General features: G+C 70.5%; 19 protein-coding genes and 2 pseudogenes. 8 read left to right on the top strand and 13 right to left on the bottom strand.

Annotated features, from left to right (window positions below):
- Positions 1-69: 69 nt before the first annotated feature.
- Positions 70-333 carry a hypothetical protein gene (locus WDJ58_RS00200; protein WP_338915593.1) on the top strand — a complete coding sequence of 88 codons (264 nt, stop codon included), beginning with the start codon at positions 70-72 and terminating at the stop codon, positions 331-333.
- 411 nt (positions 334-744) lie between these two features.
- Here the strand turns inward: WDJ58_RS00200 and WDJ58_RS00195 are convergent, their stop codons facing one another.
- The 4 genes from WDJ58_RS00195 to WDJ58_RS00180 all read right to left on the bottom strand — a co-directional run bounded on the left by WDJ58_RS00195 (position 745) and on the right by WDJ58_RS00180 (position 6026).
- On the bottom strand, positions 745-2037 hold the full coding sequence (locus WDJ58_RS00195) for an O-acetylhomoserine aminocarboxypropyltransferase/cysteine synthase family protein (protein WP_338915592.1): 1293 nt from the start codon (positions 2035-2037) through the stop codon (positions 745-747).
- A gap of 96 nt (positions 2038-2133) precedes the next feature.
- Positions 2134-3297, bottom strand: coding sequence for an MFS transporter (locus tag WDJ58_RS00190; protein ID WP_338915591.1), 1164 nt, complete (start codon positions 3295-3297; stop codon positions 2134-2136).
- A 195-nt stretch (positions 3298-3492) separates the two neighbouring features.
- Entirely contained in the window at positions 3493-4707 is a 1215-nt protein-coding gene (gene metX, locus WDJ58_RS00185) for a homoserine O-acetyltransferase MetX (RefSeq protein ID WP_338915590.1), read from the bottom strand.
- Positions 4704-6026: an O-acetylhomoserine aminocarboxypropyltransferase/cysteine synthase family protein gene (locus tag WDJ58_RS00180; protein ID WP_338915589.1), complete on the bottom strand. Its 1323-nt coding sequence runs from the start codon at positions 6024-6026 to the stop codon at positions 4704-4706. Before WDJ58_RS00180 ends, metX begins: the two co-directional genes overlap by 4 nt.
- Positions 6027-6159: 133 nt before the next feature.
- Here WDJ58_RS00180 and WDJ58_RS00175 point away from each other — a divergent pair, with 133 nt between their 5' ends.
- A complete protein-coding gene (locus tag WDJ58_RS00175; RefSeq protein WP_338915588.1) occupies positions 6160-6597 on the top strand; it encodes a universal stress protein in 438 nt (145 codons plus the stop codon).
- 54 nt (positions 6598-6651) lie between these two features.
- Here WDJ58_RS00175 and WDJ58_RS00170 read toward each other — a convergent pair.
- From WDJ58_RS00170 to WDJ58_RS00155, 4 genes and pseudogenes are all read right to left on the bottom strand, one after another.
- A pseudogene (locus WDJ58_RS00170) lies at positions 6652-8066 on the bottom strand (NCS2 family permease).
- A gap of 112 nt (positions 8067-8178) precedes the next feature.
- Positions 8179-8892: a phosphoribosyltransferase family protein gene (locus tag WDJ58_RS00165; protein WP_338915586.1), complete on the bottom strand. Its 714-nt coding sequence runs from the start codon at positions 8890-8892 to the stop codon at positions 8179-8181.
- A gap of 102 nt (positions 8893-8994) precedes the next feature.
- Positions 8995-9564: an orotate phosphoribosyltransferase gene (pyrE, locus tag WDJ58_RS00160; RefSeq protein ID WP_338915620.1), complete on the bottom strand. Its 570-nt coding sequence runs from the start codon at positions 9562-9564 to the stop codon at positions 8995-8997.
- A 101-nt stretch (positions 9565-9665) separates the two neighbouring features.
- Complete coding sequence (locus tag WDJ58_RS00155; protein ID WP_338915585.1) at positions 9666-10949, bottom strand: tRNA(Ile)(2)-agmatinylcytidine synthase; 1284 nt, start codon at positions 10947-10949, stop codon at positions 9666-9668.
- A gap of 146 nt (positions 10950-11095) precedes the next feature.
- Here WDJ58_RS00155 and WDJ58_RS00150 point away from each other — a divergent pair.
- The 6 genes and pseudogenes from WDJ58_RS00150 to WDJ58_RS00125 all read left to right on the top strand — a co-directional run bounded on the left by WDJ58_RS00150 (position 11096) and on the right by WDJ58_RS00125 (position 16444).
- Positions 11096-12066 (top strand): annotated as a pseudogene (locus tag WDJ58_RS00150) (transcriptional regulator).
- A gap of 162 nt (positions 12067-12228) precedes the next feature.
- Positions 12229-12909, top strand: coding sequence for a potassium channel family protein (locus WDJ58_RS00145; RefSeq protein ID WP_338915583.1), 681 nt, complete (start codon positions 12229-12231; stop codon positions 12907-12909).
- 268 nt (positions 12910-13177) lie between these two features.
- The gene (locus tag WDJ58_RS00140) at positions 13178-14068 is read left to right on the top strand and encodes a dihydrodipicolinate synthase family protein (protein ID WP_338915582.1); all 891 of its coding nucleotides are present in this window, start codon (positions 13178-13180) and stop codon (positions 14066-14068) included.
- 210 nt (positions 14069-14278) lie between these two features.
- Positions 14279-15211: a methenyltetrahydromethanopterin cyclohydrolase gene (mch, locus tag WDJ58_RS00135; RefSeq protein ID WP_338915581.1), complete on the top strand. Its 933-nt coding sequence runs from the start codon at positions 14279-14281 to the stop codon at positions 15209-15211.
- A 10-nt stretch (positions 15212-15221) separates the two neighbouring features.
- Positions 15222-15704 carry a hypothetical protein gene (locus WDJ58_RS00130; protein ID WP_338915619.1) on the top strand — a complete coding sequence of 161 codons (483 nt, stop codon included), beginning with the start codon at positions 15222-15224 and terminating at the stop codon, positions 15702-15704.
- Positions 15701-16444 carry an HAD family hydrolase gene (locus WDJ58_RS00125; protein WP_338915580.1) on the top strand — a complete coding sequence of 248 codons (744 nt, stop codon included), beginning with the start codon at positions 15701-15703 and terminating at the stop codon, positions 16442-16444. Before WDJ58_RS00130 ends, WDJ58_RS00125 begins: the two co-directional genes overlap by 4 nt.
- Here the strand turns inward: WDJ58_RS00125 and WDJ58_RS00120 are convergent, their stop codons facing one another.
- The 5 genes from WDJ58_RS00120 to WDJ58_RS00100 all read right to left on the bottom strand — a co-directional run bounded on the left by WDJ58_RS00120 (position 16445) and on the right by WDJ58_RS00100 (position 21496).
- The gene (locus tag WDJ58_RS00120) at positions 16445-17416 is read right to left on the bottom strand and encodes a DUF7351 domain-containing protein (RefSeq protein WP_338915618.1); all 972 of its coding nucleotides are present in this window, start codon (positions 17414-17416) and stop codon (positions 16445-16447) included. It lies immediately after the preceding gene.
- Positions 17417-17742: 326 nt separating this feature from the next.
- Positions 17743-18723, bottom strand: a complete 981-nt coding sequence (locus tag WDJ58_RS00115; RefSeq protein ID WP_338915578.1) for a M48 family metallopeptidase — start codon at positions 18721-18723, stop codon at positions 17743-17745.
- Positions 18724-18815: 92 nt separating this feature from the next.
- Positions 18816-20438, bottom strand: a complete 1623-nt coding sequence (locus WDJ58_RS00110) for a GTPBP1 family GTP-binding protein (protein ID WP_338915577.1) — start codon at positions 20436-20438, stop codon at positions 18816-18818.
- A 58-nt stretch (positions 20439-20496) separates the two neighbouring features.
- On the bottom strand, positions 20497-21129 hold the full coding sequence (locus WDJ58_RS00105) for a DUF7411 family protein (protein WP_338915576.1): 633 nt from the start codon (positions 21127-21129) through the stop codon (positions 20497-20499).
- Between the two features lie 10 nt (positions 21130-21139).
- Positions 21140-21496 (bottom strand): DNA-binding protein, encoded by a 357-nt coding sequence (locus tag WDJ58_RS00100; protein WP_338915575.1) that lies wholly within the window; start codon positions 21494-21496, stop codon positions 21140-21142.
- Positions 21497-21504: the final 8 nt, after the last annotated feature.

The raw sequence follows: 21504 nt of genomic DNA, 5'->3' as shown, positions 1-21504 counted from the left end.
TTCCGGCCCCTCTTCCGTCGGACGGATGTCGTGCGCAAGCTTTTGTGCTCTGAGAGACACGTTTCGTCCATGGGACTGGTCGCTCGCGCGCTGTTCCTCCTCGCCGGTCCGGTGCTCCGGTGGGCCGCGGACCACCCGCTCCGGACGGCCGGGGGTATCGCCGCGCTCCTCGCGGCGAGCGTCGTCCTCTCCTCGCTCGGCGTCACGGTCGGCGCGGGAGGGGTCGACCTCCCTCCGGCGATGGTCGACCGGTTCGTGGCGTTCTCGCTCCAGCACCCCGCCTACCCCGCTGCGGTCGTCGTGGGCGTGAGCGCGCTGCTGTTCCGGCGGTAGGGACACGGTGCCCCGCCCGCTCCCGTCCGATCCCTGTCGGCCGTGTCCGGATCAGACCGGGAAGGCTCCGAACACGCCCAGGATCGCGACGAGCAGGCCCAGAACCCCGAGGAGTCCCAGGTACTTCAGCCGCTCCCACCGGTAGCCGAGGAACGAGAAGAACCCGGCGAACGCGAACCAGAACAGGAAAGCGGGTCGTGACGCTCGAACGCCTGGAAGCCAATGAACGCGAGGAGACCGAGGAGTCCGAGCATCCAGAGTCCGACGTGTGTCTCCACAGTGGGTCGGTGAGTTTCGGTCATGGTGATCGTCTAGCGGTCGTCCTCCCCCGGCGATAACGCGGGATCCTGGCTCCCGGGGGCCGGGAACGAGGACCCGCGCGGCTGGCCCGCCCTCCGGTGTGCGTTCCCTTCAGGACGACTTCTCGATGGCCTGATCCAGGTCCGCCTTGATGTCCTCGACGCCCTCCGTGCCGACGGAGAGCCGGACCATGTCGGGTCTGACGCCCGCGGCCAGCTGCTCCTCCTCGGTGAGCTGCTGGTGGGTCGTCGATGCGGGGTGGATGACGAGCGTCTTCGCGTCGCCGACGTTCGCGAGCAGGCTCGCGACCTCCGTGCTCTCGACGGTCTTCCGGGCGGCGTCGTAGCCCGCCTCGAGCCCGAAGGCGATCATCCCGCCGTAGCCGCCGTCGAGGTACTTGCTCGCGTTGTCGTGGGTCTCGTGGTCCGAAAGGCCGGGGTAGATGACCCACGAGACGTCGGGGTGGTCGTCGAGATGTTCGGCGACGGCCATCGCGTTCTCGCAGTGGCGTTCCATCCGCATCGGGAGCGACTCCAGTCCCTGGACGGTCTGCCAGGCGTCGAAGGGGGCCTGCTGGTTGCCGAGGTCACGCAGGCCGCGTGCCAGCGCGGCGAAGGTGAACGCCGCCTCGCCGAAGCGCTCGCGGAAGTTCACCCCGTGGTAGGCGGGGTTCTCCTTCGCGATCTCGGGGAACTTCTCGGCGTGGTCCTCCCAGGGGAACGAGCCGCCGTCGACGAGGATCCCGCCGATGGTCGTCCCGTGGCCGTGTATCCACTTCGTGGTCGAACTCCAGGTGAGGTCCGCGCCGTGCTCGATGGGCGAGCAGAGTGCGGGCGTGGCGAACGTGTTGTCCACGAGGAGGGGAACGCCGTTCTCGTGGGCGATGTCCGCGAGCCGCTCGAAGTCCGGCGTGTCCAGAGCGGGGTTGCCGATGGTCTCGCAGTGGACGTACGCCGTGTCCTCGTCGATGGCCTCCTCGTAGGCCTCGTAGTCGAGCGTGTCGACGAACTTCGCCTCGACGCCACGCCGCGGCGCGGTGTGCGTGTAGAACGTGTAGGTGCCGCCGTAGAGCGACGACGCGGTGACGACGTTGTCGCCGGCCTCGGCGAGCATGAACGTCGCCAGGTTCAGCGCGGCCATCCCCGACGCGGTGGCGAGCGCACCGACCCCTCCTTCGAGGGTCGCCATGCGCCCTTCGAGAACCGCGTTCGTCGGGTTCATCAGCCGCGAGTAGATGTTCCCCGCCTCCTCCAGGGCGAACAGCCGCGCGGCGTGGTCGGCGTCGTCGAAGACGTACGACGTGGTCTGGTAGATGGGCGGGGCGCGTGCGCCCGTCGTCGGGTCGGGTTCCTGGCCGGCGTGGAGCGCGTTCGTCTCGAAGCTCCGTTCGCTATCGTCTGCCATACCCCGCCGTCGCGCGCGGGAGGTTTCAACGTTCCCACCCGCGGTAAGGGCTGCCCGTGTCTGTGACGCCCATCGGGAGCTCCCCGCGAACGGGCACTACTCCGAGACCAGCGCGACGGCGACGACGCCCACGACCGCGAGGAGACCGCCGAAGCCGAAGGCGGCGTCCCACGAGAACCGCTCGATGAGCCAGCCCGTGAGGACCGGTGCGGTCAGCGCACCCGAGATCGAGAGGGTCGTCAGCACCGCCAGCCCCGTCCCGCGGGTCTCCTCGGCGCTGAGCTCGCCGACGTAGACGTAGAAGACACCGGTACCGAGCTGTGACCCTACGCCGGCCAGGACGAGCGCGGCGGCGAACCCGAGCGTCGAGGAAACCAGCGTGACCCCGACGAGCGCGGGCAGGACGAGCACGAACGTGGCGACGAGGACCGGTCGACGACGCCCGCCGATCCGGTCCGAGAGCCAGCCGCCGCCGGGGCGCGCGAGCAGGCCCATCGCCGGCACGAGCGCCGTCATCGCCCCGGCGGTCGCGAGGTCGAGCGAGACGACGTCCTTCCCGTAGGTGGGCATCCAGGAGTTGAAGAAGACGAACAGCGAGTACGCACAGAAGCTACTGACCGAGACCAGCAGGATCGTCCGGTCCCGGAGCGCCGCGGCGAACGTCGAGAGCCCGAGACGGCTCTCGTTCCGGACCGGCTCGCGCAGGAGGACGTAGAGGAGGGGGAGTCCGACCGCGGTCACGGCGGGGTACGCGACGAGGGTGGCCCGCCAGCCGAACGCCGCGGCGATCAGGGGGCCGGCGAACTGCGCGAGGGTGACCCCGGCGGGGGCGCTCGCGATGAATATCCCCGTGCCGATCGCCCGGCTCGAAGCCGGGAACGACCGGTCGACGACGTTCGCGCCCGTCGTCCAGAGGAACAGCGCGGAGCCGCCGGCGAGAAAGCGGGTGAGCAGGAACGTCCCGTAGCTCGGCGCGACGGTGCCCAGCGCGGCCGCGACGAACAGCAGGGCCGCCCCGGCCCAGACGAGCAGCCGGTTGTCGTAGCGGTCCATGAGGAGCCCGCCGGGGAGCTGGAGGAGCACCCAGGCGAGGAAGACGGCGCTGATCGCCAGCCCCGCGGCCGGCTTGTCGATCCCGAACTCGCCCACCAGAAGCGGGACCAGGGGCGCGGGCGCGAACAGGTAGGCGTTGAAGCCGGTCGAGACGAGGAAGCACCCGGCGAGGACGAGCCACGGACGCGGGTGCGCCTGGGAGGACACTGGTGGGTCGACTGCGACCGGAGAGAAATGCCTCACGGTACGTCTCGATGGTGTTCGGACGAGCGACCGACGACGAGGGAATCGGGTGAATGGGACTGAAAGGCGTCGCTCGTCCGGCGAGCGAGTCGCGGCCGTCGAACGAGGAGTGTCTTTCGAGCAGTCTCCGCGGCCGGCCGGATTCCGGACGCGACCCACCTAGTCCGAAAACAGCGAGGTGTGGACGGGCGCGAACTCCGACTCGCCGTCGTCCTCTCGGGTGTCCGTGACGGCTGTCCCGCTCACGCCCTCCGCGAGGAAGTCCGCGACGGGCGGACCTACCCGGTCGGGTTCGACGAGGAACGCGTCGTGGCCGTGGTCGCTCTCGACGACGTGGTGGGCCGTCCGCGTGCCGGCCTCCCGGAACGCCTCGGCGAGCGCCTCGTTCCCCTCGACGGTGAAGTGCCAGTCGCCGGTGAAGGAGAGGACGAGTGCCTGTCCGTCGAACGCCGCGAGCGCCGCCGCGTCGGACTCGTAACCGGAGGACAGATCGTAGTTGTCCATCGCCCGCGTGAGGTAGAGGTACGAGTTCGCGTCGAACCGCTCGGCGAACTGTTCGCCGTTGTAGTCGAGGTACGATTCCACGTCGCGGTAGGGGAAGAAGTCCCCCGCCGAGTCGACGGGGAACGTGTCACGGGTGGCCTCGCGGCCCGCGGCGCGCCGGCCGAACTTCTTCTCCATCGAGGCCTTCGAGAGGTACATCACGTGGCCGATCTGCCGGGCGAGCGCCAGCCCGTTCGTCGGGCCCGTCGGTTCGCCGTAGTAGTCACCGCCCTGCCAGTTGGGATCCGTGGTGATACACCGCCTGGCGATGGCGTCGAGCGCGAGACACTGCGGGTCGAGCCGCCCCGCACACGCGATGGGCACCACCCGGTCGACGTGATCGGGGTGGCGTCGGGCCCAGTCGATCACGTTCATGCCGCCGACGCTCCCCCCGACGACCGCGTGGAGGTGCGGTATCCCCAGGTGATCGAGCAGCCGGCGCTGTGACTCCGTCCAGTCCCCCACCGTGACCGGGGGGAACTCGGTCCCCCACGGCTCGCCCGTCTCCGGGTTCTCGGTGGGGGGGCCCGAGGAGCCGTAGCAGGACCCGGGAACGTTCGCACAGACGACGTGGTACTCGGTCGTGTCGATGGCCTTGCCCGGCCCGACGATGTCCTCCCACCAGGCGCGGGCCTGGCCGGCGGTGTTCCCGCCCCGGCGCCGACCGGCGACGTGTGCGCTCCCGGTGAGGGCGTGACAGACGAGAACGGCGTTGTCGCCGGTGAACTCCCCGTAGGTCTCGTAGGCGATCTCCAGGTCGGGGATCGACTCCCCGCACTCGAACTGGAACTCCCCGAGGGAGGCGGTCGCGCGGTCGTGCGGGACCGTCATGCCCCCTCCCTCGTCTCCCCTGTCACGCGCTCGATGGCCGAGTCGAGGTCGGCGATCACGTCGTCGACGTCCTCGATGCCGACCGAGAGGCGGAGCAGGTCGGGCGAGACCCCCGAGGCGCGCTGTTCGGCCTCGTCCAACTGCGCGTGCGTCGTCGAGGCGGGGTGGATGATCAGGGTCCGGGCGTCGCCGATGTTGGCGAGGAACGACGCCAGGTCGACCGCCTCGCAGAGCCGCTTGCAGGCCTCGTATCCGCCTTCGAGCCCGAACGCGACCATCCCCCCGAACCGGTCGAGGTACTCGCTCGCCGCGTCGTGGGTCTCGTGGTCGGCCAGCCCGGGGTAGGTGACCCACGCCACGTCGGGGTGGTCGGCGAGGAACTCGGCCACCGCGTGGGCGTTCTCGCAGTGGCGCTCCATTCGGAGGTGGAGCGTTTCGGTACCTTGCATCGTGGCCCACGCGTCGAACGGGCTCTGTCCGTCGCCGAGCACCCGTGCCGCGCGGTGTCTGGCGGCGAGCGTGAACGCCCGTTCGCCGAAGCGCTCGGCGAAGTTCACGCCGTGGAACGCCGGGTTCGGCCCGCCGACCTCGGGGTACTTCTCGGGGTAGTCGGTCCAGGGGAACGCTCCCGATTCGAGGAGCACCCCGCCGACGGTGGTCCCCGAGCCGTGTATCCACTTCGTGGTGGATTCCCAGACGAGGTCGACGCCGTGCTCGAAGGGTCGACAGAGCGCGGGCGTGGCGAACGTGTTGTCGACCAGGAGGGGGACGCCGTGGTCGTGGGCGACGTCGGCGATCTCGGCGAGCGGTGGCGTGACAAGCGAGGGGTTCGCCAGCGTCTCGCAGTGGACGTACGCCGTGTCCTCGTCGATGGCCTCCTCGTAGGCGTCGGGGTCGAGCGTGTCGACGAACCGGGCCTCGATCCCCCGGCGGTTCGCCGTCTTCGAGAGGTACGAGTGGGTGCCACCGTAAATCGACGAGGCTGAGACGACGTTGTCGCCCGATTCGGTGAGGACGGTCGTCGCGGCATCGAACGCGCCCATCCCCGAGTTCGTGGCGAGAGCGTCCGGCGCGCCGTGGAGCGCGGCGAGCCGCCTCTCGAGTACTCGTACCGTCGGGTTGGAGATGCGCGAGTAGACGTGGTCGAGCTCGTCGAGCGCGTAGAGGCCCGCCGCCGTGTCGGCGTCCTCGAACTCGTAGGAGGTGGTCTGGTGGATGGGCGTGGCCGCCGCGCCGGTGCCCGGGTCACGTTCCCGGCCGGCGTGGACGCAGCGCGTGCCGAACCCGCGGCTCGGCCACCGCTTCCCGTCGTCGTTCATGTGTCTCGTGCATATATTCGAACGTTCCTATAACCACGAGTTACGGCAATACCTGCCGGGCGAGTGGGTCGCAAATCCCGGCGCCCGAGAACCTACTGAGGGATTCTTCTCCAGTTCGATCGAACGGGTCGGTATGCGATACAGATACATCGTGGCCACGGACGGGTCGGAGGAGGCCGACGCGGCCGTCCGTCACGCGTCGACGCAGGCGAGTGCGTTCGGGGCGACCCTCGAACTCGCGCACGTCCTGACGCCCGAGACGAGGCTGGTCGACGGCGAGATCGTGCTGGCTGGCGGGGAGAAGGCTCTCGAACTCGGCGAGCGAACCCTTCGCGGTGCACGACGGATCGCGGCCGACGCCGCCGACGGGCACGACGACGACCTCGTCGTCGAGACGAAGCTGTTGACCGGGTCGCCCGCCGATGCGATCGTCGAGTACGCACGGGAGGTCGGTGCCGACGCAATCTACGTCGGTCACCGGGGCCTCTCCGAGGAGCGCGAACCGTCCGTCGGTAGCGTCGCCAAGAGCGTCGTCGACAAGGCGACCGTCCCGGTGACGGTCACCAAGTGAGAGCGGGTGGTCGGGCGGGGAGCCGCGTCCCCGAACCCCCCCGGACGCGACGGTTCAGACGTTGCCCGAGAGGAACCCGCCCGTGCGGACGACGAAGTAGACGACGAACGCGAGCGCGAGGCCCCACTGGGCCATCGAGACGTCGCGCCCCTCGCCCGTCGCGGCCTTCACGATGGGGTAGGAGATGATGCCCGCGGCGATGCCGTAGCCGATGTTGAACGTGAACGGCATGATGAGGACCGTCATCCCCGCCGGGATGGCGTGGGTGACGTCGTCCCAGTCGACATCGACGAGGTTTCGGAGCATGATGACCGCGACGACCACCAGCGCGATGTGCGAGGCGTACAGGGGGATCGCGGCGGCGAGGGGGACGAGCGCGAGCGCGGCGAGGAACAGGAGCGCCACCACGAGCGCGGTCATCCCGGTCCGGCCGCCCTCCTCGACGCCGGTCGCGGACTCGATGTACGTCGTCACCGTCGAGGTGCCGAGGATTCCACCTACCGTGGTGCCGACGGCGTCGGCCATCAGCGGCTTCTCGATCTCCGGGAGGTCGCCGTTCTCGTCGAGGAAACCTCCCGCCTGCGAGACGCCGGTGAGCGTTCCCGCGGTGTCGAAGAAGTCGACGAAGAAGAACGTGAACACGACGAGCGCGAACGAGAACGCCTCGATGGAGCCGAGCCCACCGAGGAACGCCCCCGCCAGCGGCGTGATGTCGTAGTTCGCGCCCGCGCCGAGGTTCCCTCGGAGCGCCTCCGCGGCCTCCGGTCCCACGAGACCGCTCGCCGCGACGGCGTAGCCCGCGACCGTCGTCGCGAGGACGCCGAGGAGGATGCTCCCCCGAATCCCGCGGGCGTAGAGGGCGAACGTGAAGAACAGCCCCACCACGGAGAGGATGGCGACCGGGTCGGAGGCAACGGCTCCGAGCGTCACATACGTCGCCGGGTCCGCGACGACGACACGCATCTCCTCGAGACCGATGATGGCGAGGAACGCGCCGATGCCGGCCCCGACGGCGAACTTCACCGGTTCGGGGAACGCCTCGATGATGTACCGCCGGGCGCCGGCGACCGTGAGGAGGATGAAGATGACCCCCTCGACGACGACGGCCGCGAGCGCCGTCTGCCACGCGACGCCTGGGCGCCGACGACGGTGAACGCGAAGAAGGCGTTCAGGCCGAGTCCCGGCGCCTGTGCGAACGGCCGGTTGGCATAGAGCGCCATGATCACGGTCGCCACGAACGCCGCGATGATGGTGACGACGGCCACCGCCTGTACCGTCTCCCCGTACGACAGCCCCGGGACGATGATCCCCGGCTTCTCCCCCTCGATCCCCACCAGGATGCTCGGGTTGACCACGACGATGTAGCTCATCGTCAGGAACGTGGTCAGCCCGGCCAGCACCTCCGTCCGGAGGTCCGTGCCGTGCCGGTCGAACCCGAAGTAGTCCGACAGCGAGTCAGTTGCAGCCATGATGCACGTTCGAGCACGGCGGCCAGTCGAGACTTAAGTATTTTCCTCTCGGTGGGGGATTTCTATACACGTATGTGGGCATCTCAACTATAGTCACCTTCGGCCGCGCGAGTCAGCCGAGGGCGGTCAGCGCTTCCACCGGTGCGTCCACCCGCTCGCGTGCCCGTTCCATCCCGTCCTCGCCGACGCGGATGAGCGCGAACACGCCCGTCACGTCGGCACCGGCCCGCTCGGCGATGTCGAGCAGGAGCTCCTGGGTCTCGCCCGACCTGATGAGGTCGTCGACCACGAGCGCCGAGTCGCCGGGGCCCACCGCGTGTGCGGGGAGGTAGTAGGTGAGTTCGATGCCCGACTGGAGCCGCTTTCGGGACTCGATGAACTCCTCGACGGCGGTTTCGCGGGTCTTCTTCGCGTACGCGACGGCCGCGTCGAAGTGGCTCGCCATCGCCGTCGCCAGCGTGATGCCGTCGGTCGCCGCCGTCAGCACCACGTCGGGTCGCTCGAAGCCGAACACCTCGGCCGCCACCGGCGGAACGAGCTCCAGGAGTGCCTGGTCGAACACCACGCGCGTGTTGTCGACGTACCCCTCCTCGTCGGTCTCGATGCGGGCCGCCAGCTCCTCCTCCAGGAGCGTCCGCCCGACGTCTGCCACCACCGCTCGCGCCCGCTCGACCCCCGGGAGGACGTGCCCGTTCACGTACCTGTTGAGGTCGCCCGCCGGGAGGCCGGTCTCTGCGGCCAGCTGGTCGTACGTCCGGGTCCGCTTTCGTGTCCGCAGCACCCGGACGGCGCGTAGCTGGAGGGCCGCCTTCTCCGCGCGGTTCATGGCGAGCGTGGGTGCCTGCACGGAAATGTATATTTCGATGTTCGGACGACGGTACCTATACACGAGCGTGCGGTCTCCGCGGCCCCCGAGGCGGGGACGGGATCACTCCCCGGGGTCGACACCGGCGTCGGCCAGCAGTTCGGAGGCGGTCAGCAGCGCCTCCATCTCCACCCCCGCCTCGGCGAGGTTCTCGCGGGCCCCCTCCTCGCGGTCCACCACCACGAGGACCCGCTCGACGACCGCGCCCGCCTCGCGGAGCGCCTCGACCGCGTCGATGGCCGACCCCCCCGTGGTCGCGATGTCCTCCAGGACGACGACCTCCTCTCCCTCCTCGAACCGGCCCTCGATCCGGTTGCCCGTGCCGTACTCCTTGGCCGACTTGCGGACGATCACGTACTCGTTTTCACCCACCAAACTCGTCGCCGCGACCAGGGGCACCGCTCCGAGCGCGACCCCCGCGAGCCTGGCGTCGCCGACCCGCTCGGCGAACCGCTCGGCGATCAGCCGCAGACACCGCGGGTCCGTCTCGAACAGGTACTTGTCCACGTAGTAGTTCGAGGTGCCCCCCGAGGAGAGTTCGAACTCGCCGAACTTCACGGCCTCCGCCTCCCGGAGCGCCCCGATCAGTTCCTCGTCCGCTCCGCCCTCGCCGTCCTCCTTCCCGGCGGTCATACCCGCGGGTGAGCGGGGACCGGTCGTAAGTGGTGTGGAACCGATCCGTCGCTCCGTCCACGCCCCTCCCGGGCGTATCCCGGAGCACTCGCCGGGCGAACCTACCGCTCGGGGTGAGTCGGCGCGTCGAACCCCCCCCGGACGAGCGGCTCGGCGACGTGCCGACGGGCGACCGGCGGGACCTCGTACCACCCGACTTCGAGGTCTCGATCGACCGGTCGCTCGGTCTTCCCCGCGGAACTCGTCCCGCAGTCCCGACACCGGTAACCCTGCCCGCGTCCCGCAGAGGACATCCGCCGGTCGCACTCCGGGCACGTCGGGTTCACAGACTCGGTAGTCACGAGCTCGCGGACGGCGAACTTCTCCAGTTTCAGCGTCCCCTCGCTCACCTCCCCGCAGACGGTGAGCCGGTCGCCGATCCGGAGCGCGCGGACCCGGTCGCGGAACCGTTTGGTGGGCTCGAACGCCGCACACCGCAGGTCCGTTCCCGCGTCCTCGAGGTCGAAGAAGACGTGCCCGCCGCGACGGGTTTCGGGGCCCGACGCGACCGTCCCGTCGAGCCGGTACGCGCGGGCTTCCTCGACTCCCGCCACTTCGCCGGGCCGGAGGTGTGCGTCGGTCCCCTGGTTGGTGACGAAGGTCTCGCGGCGCTCGACCGGTTCGCCCTCGATAGCCTCGCTCACCCGCCGGCAGGCCGAGGGGTCGTCACCCCGGATCCCGTGGAGTACCGGTCCCGGCGTGTGTGGCACGCAGACCGCTTCGCCCTCCACCCGGTCGACGGTGTCCCAGACGGTCGGGTACTCGACCTCGGCGGCCGCGAAGACCGAGTCGCGGTCGACCTCGCGGGGGGTTCCCCACCGGTCCGACTCCCGATAGGCGATGACCTCGTAGGTCGGCCCGTCGAACGTCCCGTCCTCGTCCCACGCTCGCCACGCGCCGACGGCCGCGAGCGCGCCGACGACGCCCCGACCGAGCTTCCAGCCCTCGTGGCGGTACTCGTACGTGTCCGCCAGCGAGCGGGCCTCGGCAGGGTCGACCTCCTCGCGAACCGCCCGACGGGAGAACTCGGCCACCGGAGCCGGCACCGTGTCGGGCGACCCCGGTGCGATCACGACGCCGGGGTTCGTGTCGGGGTCGGCCGTCTCGGCGGCGTCCCCGACCGCCTCGGCGGCGAGGGCGAACGCCTCGTCGGGCGCGACGTCGGTGTGGACCGCGAGTGCGGCGTTACCGCGTGTCTTGTACGGCACCGCGGGGTTCAGCCTGACGAGACAGAGCCGCTCGACGATCCCCTCGTGTCGCAGCCGCTCGGCGAGGCGCGCGGCCACGTACGTCGTACACATCCCCCGCTCTCGCGAGTCCGTGTCGTCGAGGCCGACGACGGTCACGCCGCCGGGTTCGAGGTCCCCGCCTAACCCCGTTGCGGTCCGGGTTCTCCTATATCAACGTATCGTCGATCGGAAACGGAACCGCCGGAGGGCGGCGTCCCAACCGAGGGAAACACATATACATCAGGAAGGTACTATGTACCCCTATGTCCCGGTCGGCACTGGTCGGCAACGTGACCGCGATGCTGGAGGACGCGGGGTTCTCGGTCAGCGACCGGTGTGCCATTCGTCCGAAGAGCTTCGACGTCGCCGCCCGCCGAGGAAGGACGTCCTGCTGCTGAAGATACTCGCCAACGTCGACGCGTTCGACGGGGCGACCGGTGCCGAGATGCGCCGGCTCGGTACCTACCTCGGCGCGACGCCGATGGTGATCGGCCTGCGGACCCGCGACGAGGACCTCAACCCGGGCGTGGTCTACTTCCGCCACGGCGTACCGGCGATCGCCCCGGACACCGCGATGGACCTCTTCATCGAGGAGGTCCCGCCGCTGATCTACGCCGCCCCCGGGGGACTGTACGTCAACATCGACGCCGACATCCTCGCGGACGCCCGCGAGGAGCGCGACTGGTCACTCGGCCGCCTCGCAAGCGAACTCGGCGTCTCCAGGCGGACCGTCTCGAAGTACGAGGACGGGATGAACGCGAGCGTCGAGGTGGCCGCCCGGCTCGAGGAGGTGTTCGAAAAGCCGCTCACCTCCCCAGTCGAGGTGCTCGAAGGGGCCGAGGACGTCCACGAGGGCGAGCCCACCCCCGAGGACCCCGACGCGGATCCCGACGACGAACCGGTCATCTTCGCGCTCACCCGCGTCGGCTTCGACGTCCACCCTACGTCCCGCGCGCCGTTCAAAGCGGTCAGCGAGGACGGCGACCGGACCGAGGACGCCGTGCTGACCGGCCACTCGGAGTTCAACCGCACCGCCGAGAAGCGCGCCCGGATCATGTCCTCGGTCGGCGAGGTCACGCGGACCCGGTCGCTCTACGTCGTCGACAGGGCCACCCGTGACAACGTCGACGGGACCGCGCTGGTCGAGCGCGACGAGATAGCGCGCATCAGCGACGCCGACGACCTGCGTGACCTCATCATGGACCGGAGCGACGGGGCCGCCGAGTCGGCCTGACGCCGTATCCGAACCTCCAGCCGCACACCTCCCGTCGAATCCCCTCTCTCCGGCTCCGAGCCGACGGCGGGAGCGACGCGTCCGAAACGGCCTGCCCGGCTGTGTTCTTCCGGTGCGCCGCGGGGGTACACCTTTTTACCGTGTCGTGGTGTACCGCGTCACATGCAGTTCCTCATCGTCGGCTACGGTCGCGTCGGCAAGCGGACGGCCGAGATACTCCGGTCGGAGGGCCACAACGTCACCATCGTCGAGGTGGACGGGGAGAAGGCGAGTATGGCCGAGGCCGACGGGTTCGACGTGGTCGTGGGGAGCGGTGACGACGAGTCGGTCCTGCTGGAGGCCGGCCTCGAGACCGCGGACGCCGTCGGCGGGCTGACGGGGAACCTGAACGTCAACTACGCCGCCTGCACCATCGCCGGCAGCCACGACTGCCGGACGGTGATACGCATCGACGAGGACTACCGCGAGGAGATCTACGAGGGGTACGCCGCGAACGTCGACGAGGTAGTCTACCCCGAGCGCCTCGGGGCCGCCGGCGCGAAGACCGCCCTCCTCGGAGGCGACCTGAACGTCCTCGCGGACCTGACGGAGACGCTCACGGCCGCGAGCGTCCGCATCCCCGCGGAGTCCCCACACGTCGGCCGGCGGGTCGTCTCGCTCGAACTCCCGGGTAACGCCCGGGTCTACGCGCACGGACGGGCGAACGAGCCGATGACGATCCCGCTCCCGCAGACGGAGATCGAGGACGGCGACAGCGTGGCCGTCGTGGCGGAACAGGACACGCTCGCGGAGGTCAAGGCGATGCTCACCGGTGCCGACGCCGAGGAGGCGGGCGCGGCCTGAGCGCGGTCGAACGCCGCCGGTGTGTGACCCCCGGTCGCGGACCGGTACGGTGCTCGTTCGAAAGGAAAGGGGCCGGGCGCGCGTCGGGAGGATGGGGTTAGTCGAGGTCGCCTGCGCGCGCCCACCGATGCCTGCGGCATGGGGTGGCATAAATCCGCGTCAGACGCCCGCGTGACGGCCGTACGCGCCGTCGGCTCCCCGTTCGACGGCCATCGCGGGAACGGCGATCGTTCAGAACGTATAGGTGAACCGGTCCCGAAGGCCCGGTATGTCGATCACCGGCACCGGACTCCCGCTCGTGACGCCGTTCGACGACGACGGCGACGTCGACCACGACGGCCTCGCCGACCTCGTGAGCTGGGTCGAGACGCGGGGTATCGACTTCATCGTCCCGGCGGGCTCGAACAGCGAGGCACCCATGCTGAGCACCGACGAGCACGCCGCGGTCGTCGAGACGGTCTGTGAGGCCGCCTCGATCCCCGTGATGGCCGGGACGGGAACCCCCGGCTACGGCCCCACGCTCGACCTGACCGGGCGGGCCGCCGACGCGGGAGCGGAGGGCGCGCTCGTGGTCACCCCGTTCTACTACGACCACGACCAGGAGGCGCTCGAGGCCTACTACCGCGACCTCGCCGACGAGGCCTCGATCCCGATCTACCTCTACAGCGTCCCGGCGTACACGCACAAGCCCATCGACCCCGAGGTCGTCGGCCGACTCGCCGAGCACCCCAACATCCGGGGGATGAAGGACTCCTCGGGGAACGTCGACCGGTTCTACCGGACGCTCGACCGCGTCGGCGACGCCGACTTCGATCTGTTCGTCGGCTCGGGCGGCGTGTACGCGCCGGCGCTCGACGCCGGGGCTTCCGGTGGGATACTCGCGCTGGCGAACGTCGCGCCGGACCTCGCGAGCGCCATCTACGAGCGCCACACTTCCGGCGACCGCGAGGGTGCCCACGCGCTCAACGACGCCGGACGCGATCTGAACTTCGCGGTGACGGCGACCCACAGCATCCCCGGGCTGAAGGCCGCGATGAAGTCGCGCGGGGCTCCCGCGGGCGAACTCCGCCGTCCCCACCGGCCCGTCGACGACGACGTGGCCGAGGAACTCGCCGAGATGGTCGAGGAGGCGCTGATGCCCCTCGAAGCCACGCCGTAGCTCCCTCCGTCTCCCGCCCGTTCTCGTTCCCGCCCGCCACGGCACGGCGATCGGATCCCTCCGATCTTCGCTCGTGCGCTCCGGCACGCTCCGCCGTGCACGTGACGGCACGGGGCACGACGACCTGGACCCCCCACGACTACCAGCGACGGAACCGACGGGTCCGGTGTGGAGACGAGGAGGTTTAGTCGCGCCCGTCCGACCGGGGGTATGGAGAGCCCCAACGTGATGGCCGTCGAGCTGATCGACGAGGCCATCGACTTCGCTGACGAGCTCGCGGTCGACGTCTGGGAACTGGACAACGGCGCGACGGTCGTGGACTTCGGCGTCGAGACCGTCGGTGGTGTCGAGGCGGGGCTACTGCTCGCCGAGATACAGACCGGCGGGCTCGCCACCGTCCAGACGGCGATGGACTCGGTCGCCGGCGCGCCGCTCACCCACGTCGAACTCCAGACCGACCACCCGGCGCTCGGCCTGCTCTGTGCGCAGAAGGCGGGCTGGGAACTCTCGGTGGACGGGTTCGAGGGCCTCGGCTCCGGCCCCGCGAGGGCGCTCGTCGCCGAGGAGGAGGAGTTCACCCGGACGGGCTTCGCCGACGAGGCCGACTTCGCCGTCCTCGCCGTCGAGACGGACACCCTGCCGGTCGCGAAGGTCGCCGAGCACGTCGCGGGGATGGCCGGGGTCGACCCCGCGGCGACGTTCCTCCCCGTCTTCGCCACCGGATCGATCACCGGGAGCGTCACGCTCGCGGCCCGTGCGGCCGAACTCGCGGCGTTCCGGCTGGCCGAACTCGGCTACGACCCGCTCGACCTCCTCTCGGTGACCGGCCGCGCGCCCGTCGCGCCCGTCGCCGCCGACGAGGAGGCGGCGATGGCCCGGACGAACGACGCGCTCGCCTACGGTTCGGAGGTCCATCTCACGCTGGCCGAGCCGTTCGACCGATTCGAGGAGGTCGCCTCGACCGCCCGCGAGGAGTACGGTCGCCCGTTCGCCGAGGTGTTCGAGGAGGCCGACTGGGACTTCGCCGAGGTCCCACGCGGGGTGTTCGCCCCCGCGAAGGTCACCCTCGACGTCGTCGGCGGGGAGACGCGCGTCGTCGGCGAACTCGACGAGGCGCTGGTCGCCGAGTCGTTCGGGCTCTGAGGTGCGGACGGTGCAGTACAAGGTCGTCCCACCGGCACCCGACTCGCTCGACGCCCTCGAAGCGGCCCGCCGGGCGGTCCCGCTCGTCCCCCGGAGCGAGGACGACTGCTGTGCCCGCGTGATGGACCGGGTGGGCGTCCCCGCCCGCGACGAGGCCAAGGAGTGGCTGACGTTCATGCGCGCGCTGGGGCTCGTCTCCGAGGCCGAACGCGGCTACCACCGCACACGCGAATCCGCGGGCCGCGACCGGCTCGCGCGGGCGTTCCGCGAGCGCGTATACGGGGCGGCGGACCTGCTCTCGGTCCTCGATACTGAGCAAACCATCTCCGCCGGCGAGGCCTTCGAGCGGTTCGCCGACTCGGTCCCCGACTGGGAGCGACAGCGTCACGCCGACTGGCAGCAGGTGTGGGGTGAGCGAGTCGAACGGATCCTCGACTGGGCGGTCCTGTTCGGCCTCGCCGACCGAGAGGGAGCGAGGTACGTCCGGCGATGACGTCCTCGCCTACCCATCCGTCGGCGTCCGATCCGGCGCTCCCGCCCCCCGACGCGCCCGTCGACGCCGTGCTGTTCGACGTCGACGACACGCTCTGTCGCTACCGGCGATCCGGTGCCGAGCTGCTCTCGCTCGCGTTCGACCTCGTCGGTGTCGACCCGTTCTTCGGCGTCGAGGACTACCACGAGCGCTACCCGGAGTTTGCGGCGACGACCGACGACGTCGACTCGCTCCGGCGGGCGTGTTTCGCCGCCCTCGCCGAGGAGCGGGGTCGGGACCCCGCACTCGGCCGGCGCGTCGCGGCCGCGTTCGCCGACGAGCGCGACCACCGGGACGTCCGGCCGCTCGACGGGGCACTCTGTGCCGTCGAGCGGCTGGACGGGGACCACCGGCTCGGCGTCGTCACCAACGGCGCGCCGTCGATGCAGCGACGCAAGCTCGAGGGGCTCGGGCTCGCCGACGCGTTCGACGCCGTCGTCTTCGCCGGCTACGACTCGGCCCCCAAGCCCGACCCCGAGCCGTTCGGTCGGGCGCTCCGTTCGCTCTCGGTCCGGCCCGAACGGGCGGTCCACGTCGGAAACTCGATCGGGTCGGACGTGGCCGGCGCTCACGCCGCGGGCGTCAGGGCGGCGTGGCTCGCCGACGAACGGACGGCGGGTGCCGGGATCGACACCACATCCGCTCCGACGTACACGCTGGCGTCGATGGGCGACCTCCTCGATCCGCCGTGGTGGGCGTGATCAGATCCCCCACCCACGTCCGGTGACACCCGGTCCGCCGCCGTTCGCCTCCTCACCACCCTCTCCGTGGTTACGGACGGCCATCGGGGTGAGCTCCCGTTCGAGCTCGCGTGCGTCGAGGCGTTCGTCCAGTTCGATCGACAGCGTCTCACCTCCGGCTGCCACGTGGACGTGGGCCGTCCAGGGGTCCTCGGAGCGGACGTCGACGGTGAACGCCGCCTCGCGCCAGGGGTCCCGGCGGTAGCTGTCGATACCCTGTTCGTAGAGGAAGGCGCTCACCCGTGGGTGGCTGTCGAGCATCCCCGCGGTGTTCACTCGAACGAACCAGCGGCAGTGCTCGCAGGCGAACGACACCGCGAACGCGTCGCGCTCCCCGACTCTCCCGCGCCCGTTACTCGCGGGGAGCGACGCCACGTCCCCGCCGACGTCGGCGTCGACCGTCCCCGAACAGTAGGGGCAGAACCCCCGTAGCATCGCGCCCGTGTCGTTGACGGCTCGTTCCCGCAACGCGCGGGCGAGCCCCGTCCCGTCCGTCCGTGTGAGCCCGCCAGCGGGCAGGGGGTACCGGTAGGTGAGTATCCCGCAGTCCCGACAGCCGAGGACCCCCCTGCCGTCCTCGACTCCGACCTCCTGTGAACCCTCACAGCCCGGACAGGGGACGTCCGTCTCCAGGCGGTCGCGGTCGATCCTCTCACCCAGCGGCCCCGTCTTCAGCGCGCGGTAGACGTACACGCCTGGGAGCATGAGCCGGTAGCCGTCGTCCCCCCGTTCGACGAACGTCCCCGTGAGCCGGCGGAGGTGGTAGTTGAAGTTCCCGTTGTCCCCGATCCCCACCCGCGACTGGAGATCGGAGAACCCGATGGAATCCACCCCTCCCGGCCCGCTTGCGTCGCCGAGCTCGAGGACGATCCGCAGCCGTGTCTCGTTCCCCAGTAGCGAGAACGCCGACGTCAGCTCGCCTCCCCCAGTCACGTGTGTTCATGTCTCCCGCCCCGTGTAAATGGTCGGGTCGTCGGGTGCAGGGTGTGCGTCGTGTCAGATGTCGTAGTGAATCCGACTGCTCCGAACCGATTTATCCCTGGACGTAGTGATCGGTAGTGGACACGGCCTGAGCACGGCTCGCCCTTGCCGGGGTTGCCAGTCTATCCGTGTCCCGCTATAGGCCGGAGATGGGGGAGAAGACAGCCTCTGACACCTGTTCTCCTCGTCTGGCTTTCTACGACGCACCGCGACTCACAGTACGGCGCTCGACTCCTCGTGATCCACCGACCCCGAGCGAAGCGGTCGGACCGGTCCCCTCACCGGATCGGGATCCGGACACCGGGCTCCGTCCGTCGCCCGGACAGCTCGACCAGCCGCTCGACGCGCTCGTCCATCGACGGGTGTGTCGAGAGCATCCGGCTCAGCGGGTCCGACTCCTCGGCGTGGATGTAGAGGGTAGCGAGGAGGCCACCCGCCGGGTGTGAGGCCCGCTCGATGGTCCGGAGGGCGCGAGCGAGCGCGAGCGGTCGTCCGGTCACCTGGGCGGCACGCTCGTCGGCGGCGAACTCGCGCCGTCGCGAGTGCGCCCGGACGACTATCGTGAGGACGACGAGTACCGACAGCACCAGACGGCCCACGGCCGCCCGCAGGAGATCGATCCCCGGCGTCCCCTGCCCCGGTCGTCCCCGGGTCCACGCGAGCGATCGCGAGAGGCCACCGAGCAACAGCGCCACCGGCAACAGCGGGACGGTCAGCACGCTCACGAGGGTGCGGACGAGGCTGTAGGCCAGCGTCTGGACGAGACTGTCGCGGCTCTCGATGTGGGCCAGCTCGTGGGCGAGGATCCCCTCCAGTTCGCGGGCGTCGAGCAGACGGAACAGCCGACCGTCGAGCACGACGACCCCGTCGCGCCCGCCGCCGAGCGCGAGCGCGTTCGGCATCTCCATGCGCGCGACGGCGATCCGGGGCGTCTCCACGCCGACGCGCCCCGCGAGCGTCTCGAGCCGGTCGTAGAGGGCGGGGGCCCGCTCGGGGGTGAGCGTCCGGGCGTCGAGCCCGGCGAGCAGCCTCGCCGTCCCGAACTGGTAGGAGAGGTAGCCGAGGGCGAGCGTCAGCCCCACGACGAGGACGGCGGTCGTCAGGATCTCGGTCCGGGTGAGCCCCCGCAGGAACGACGCGATGAGGAGGTAGCTCGCCGCCGCGAGTGCCGCGTAGACGACGAACAGCGTCACGCCGACGACCACCATCAGGAGGCGTGCTCCGATACCGGGCTGGGGAGCGGGACCGGGCCGGTCCATACGTGTCGGTACGCCGCTCGGCCGCAAGCGGGTTCCGATCGCCGACGTCTCCGAGGCGACCCGGGCCGTCGAGAACGGACGTTCGCTCCCGGTCACTCGGGTTCGATGCTCGTCACCGTCCCGACGCCCTTCGAGCGGCCCTCGCGGAAGACGAACCGCTGGCCCTCCTCGACGAGGTAGGGGTGGAACTTGAATCGGACGCGGGTCCGTCCGGTGTCACCGGGGAGGAGCTGTCCGCCCTCGGGGTGGAACGTGGCGGCCTCGCTCACCGTCTCCAGGTGGACGACCGGCTCGTAGCCGTCGCCGATCCGGGTCGGGTGGTTCAGCACCATCACCTCCGCCTCGAACTCCCGGACCGCCCGCGGCTCCGCGTCCCGCGGGAGCAGCGCCATCCCCCGGCGGACGTCGGCTTCTCGCACCCCCTTGAGCGCGATGCCGACGATGCGACCCGCGCGGGCCTCGTCGACGCGATGGTAGTGCATCTCGATCGAGCGGACCTCGACCTCGCGGAACGAGCCGTCGCTCATCGGGCCGAGCAGGAGCTCGTCGCCGGCCTCCACAGTACCTGACTTGACGGTCCCGGAGGCGACCGCCCCGACGCCGGTGACGTTGTACGTTCTATCGACGTACATGGCGAACTCGCCGTCGTCGCCGCCGGTCTTCGGGAGGCGCTCGAACAGCCGGTCGAGGACGGGAAGTCCCTCCATCGTCACCGCGCTCGTCCGCACCATCGGGACGACGGTCCGGTCGATCTCCTCGATGGCCGCCTCGACGCCGTGACGCGCCACCGACAGCGGGGTCCGCTCGGCTCCCCGGAGCAGCCGTTCGACCTCGCGTTCGACCTCCTGAACCCGCTCGTCTCCCACCGCGTCACACTTCGTGACGGCCACGATGGTCGGGAGTTCGGTGGCGAGGAGGATGCCGAGGTGCTCGCGGGTGGTCTTGGTCGGGCCGTCGTCGGCGGCGACCACGAGCAGGCCGTAGTCGAGCTTCTGACCCACCAGCCCGCGGATGGTGGTCCGGAGCCACGGCTCGTGACCCACCGTGTCGACGAACGAGACCAGCCGGTCGGACTCGCGGACGACCTCCGCCCGGTCGGACTTCCGGTCGGGGTTGTCCATTCTCACTGGCCTCCCGCCGGCATCGAACCCGTAGACGCCGTAGGAGAGGTCGGCCGAGAGGCCGCGCTCGACCTCGTGGGGCTGGACGTCGAGGAACGCGCGGGTGCCACCCTGGCCGTCGTCGGCGTGCCCGGTGACGAGCGACCCCACCAGCGTCGACTTCCCGTGGTCGACGTGGCCCGCCGTCCCGACCACGATGTGCTCGTCGTCCGTGTCCAGAACGGTCCCCTCCCGGACGGTGGCGACGCCGACCACGCCCCGGTCGGCCCCGTCGTCGCCGGGCGACACCGCCCAGGTCTGGACGTCGTCGATGTGCGCGCCGGCCTCCTCCGACAGCAGCGAGAGGACGTCCATCGTCTCCGTGAACGCCTCGGGGCCGATCCCCGCGATCCCCCCGTCGTCGGTGACTCCCACCACGTACGTCGCCTCGCCGTCGCCCGACAGCACCCGGTGACGCAGCTGTGCGGCGAGCGATTCCAGCCGACCGTCGGCGAGGTGGACGTCCTTGGTGAGCCGCTCCTTGAACTCGACGCTGCCGCCCTCCTCCTCCCCGCGCTCGATGGCGCGGTCGAGGGCGGCCCGGTCGGAACTCATGTACGGGTGTGACTAACAATCGGTCGGGTAAAAGCGTTCCCGCGAAAGCGAACGTTTGTCACGGGAGGCGGCGGGGCGCGTCGTCGCGGTTCCGACGCCCGACCACCCGCGACTGGACGTGCTCGGGGAACACCGCGGCGACGGCCCCCTCGCCCGCGCGCTCCCGGAGGAGCGCCCGGAGCGCCGTCTCGTAGTCGCCCTTCGCCACCTCGTCGCTCGGCCCCGACTCGACGCGGAGGTGGCGCTCGACGAGCGCGTCGACCGCCCGGCGGCCGAGCCCCGCGAGCGGCGCGAGGTGGTCGACGCTGTGACGATCCTCGACGGACTGGGCGAAGGAGGCCGAGACCGCGGGCGTCCGGTCGTCGCGCCGCGTCCCGTCGGCGACGGCGTCCCACGTCCCCGAAGCGACCCGTTCGACGGCCGCCTCGTGGACCGACTGGATGGCCTCGTTGGGGTAGCCGTCGGAGAGCAGGCGGTCGACGGCCGACTCGGCCACATCGCGCGGCAGGTCGACGGTCTCGTGGTCGAACCCGACGGCGTGGGCGGCCTCGCGGGCGTGCACCGGCGCGTCGGTCACGCCGAACCCGCAGGTGACGAGCGTGACCTCGTAGAACGGTTCGAGGAGGACGGCCGCGAGCGCGGAGTCCTTCCCACCGCTGAACAGCACCGCCACCCTCGGGACGGTCGTCACCGCTCCGACGCTACCGTCGCCGGATGTTGTACCCGTCGTCGTCGGGCTGGAGCTCCTTCAGCAGCGACTTCATCTGCTCCTCGTCGATGCGGTCGCCGAGCCGACCGGACTGGGCGAGCGCGACGACCTGCTGTTCGACTTGCTCGCCGAACTCCGGCTTGGACATCTTCACCGTGTTGAGCCGCTTGCGCGCCCCGTCGGTGAGGTTCTGGCGGAGAACGGCCTGTTTCTGCGCCTCGGCCTGCTCCTGCTGGCGCTGCATCTCCTCCTCGTCGACCTGGCCCTGGCCGCCCCCCTGGGCCTGCTCCTGGAGCTGCTCCATCTTCTTCTGTCGCAGTTCCTCGATGTCTTCCTCGTTTCCGCTCATGGCCCTCC

Source organism: Salinirubellus litoreus (assembly GCF_037335815.1).
GTDB classification, from domain to species: domain Archaea; phylum Halobacteriota; class Halobacteria; order Halobacteriales; family Haloarculaceae; genus Salinirubellus; species Salinirubellus litoreus.
The sequence above is the reverse complement of the archived record's forward strand: the minus strand, read 5'-3'. Positions and strand labels throughout refer to the sequence as shown.